Genomic DNA, 1,198 nt, shown 5'->3' on the forward strand with positions numbered 1-1,198 from the left:
GGAGCCCTCTGAGAAACGGAATGATTTCGGGTAATTTTGATTGTTGGTTGCTATAGTGCCCATTATTGGAGGAGGCGTTCAGAATGGGCATCAAGAACTTTAATCAACTTGGCTTTGCGGAGCAATTTGTCCGTCAGCGCAAGACGCGGAAGCATTCGAGCCTTGAGCAGGTTGATGCCACCGTTGACTGGGATCCCATCATGCAAATTCTGTCTGTGACACGAGCCAAGGTCGGCCGGAAGGGCTATCCGCCTCTGTTGATGTTCAAAGCCCTTCTGCTTGCCCAATGGCATGATCTTAGCGATGTTGAACTGGAATATCGGGTCAGCGACAGTCTGAGCTTTCGCAAGTTTGTCGGTTTGCCCCTGGATCACGTTGCTCCTGATGAGACTTCCTTTGTCAATTTCCGCAAAGCCTTGCGACAGCATCAGTTGGAAAAGAAACTGTTCGATGAGATTACGCGGCAGCTTGATGCGTCCGGCCTGATCCTGCGCAAGGGCACGATCATGGACGCTACTCTTGTTTCGGCGGCAGTATCGAGGCCTTCTGTGGAGGCTGGCGAGGTCTCTGAAGCCGATCCTGATGCGGAATTTTCCAAAAAGAATGGCAAAAGCTATTTCGGCTACAAACTGCATATCGGTTTGGACCAGGGCTCAGGCCTTATCCGCAAGTTGCTCGCCAGCGGGGCCAGTTTGCATGACGGTCAGGCCAGCGAGGATCTGATCTCCTGGGATGAGGAGCAAGTCAGTGCCGACAAGGCGTATGAAAGCGCAGCCCTGAGGGCCAAGTTGCGGGCACAAACCATCAAAGACCGGATCATGCGCAAGAAGCCGAAAGGAAAATCAGCGCCAATCTGGCAGGTCTGGTGGAACAAGACCATCTCTTCGTTCCGCTTCGAGGTTGAGCAAGTTTTTGGGATTGGCAAGGAATGCTCAGGCTTGGAGCGAACGCGCTATCGAGGTCTGCGGCAAGTCAAGACGCAGTTTTATTTGTTTGGTTCGGCCTACAACTTGAAAAGGGCCTTCGGATGATTGCACCGAACGTAGGATCAGTCTGCCTGAATTCTTGGAATTCGGCAAAGCAATGGGCAATCGGCGTGAATAGAGGCTGGAAATGGTGTGAAATGACCCCATAAAACCGCTTCAAAAGCCAAATTCGGGCTCAAGGGAATGGAAGGGCATCAATTCTCAGAGGGCTC

At 52.1% G+C, this 1,198-nt stretch carries 1 protein-coding gene; it reads left to right on the forward strand.

Features of this window, described 5'->3' with window-relative positions; genetic code table 11:
* Positions 1 to 83 precede the first annotated feature (83 nt).
* Entirely contained in the window at positions 84 to 1,031 is a 948-nt protein-coding gene (locus DSD30_RS21445) for an IS5 family transposase (protein ID WP_114011798.1), read from the forward strand.
* Positions 1,032 to 1,198 lie beyond the last annotated feature (167 nt).

Source organism: Cohaesibacter intestini, from assembly GCF_003324485.1.
Taxonomy (GTDB): Bacteria; Pseudomonadota; Alphaproteobacteria; order Rhizobiales; family Cohaesibacteraceae; genus Cohaesibacter; species Cohaesibacter intestini.

What these genes read in the sequence shown, in the direction of transcription:
- DSD30_RS21445 (WP_114011798.1), top strand. Translation starts at nt 84, where the DNA reads ATGGGCATCAAGAACTTTAATCAACTTGGCTTTGCGGAGCAATTTGTC.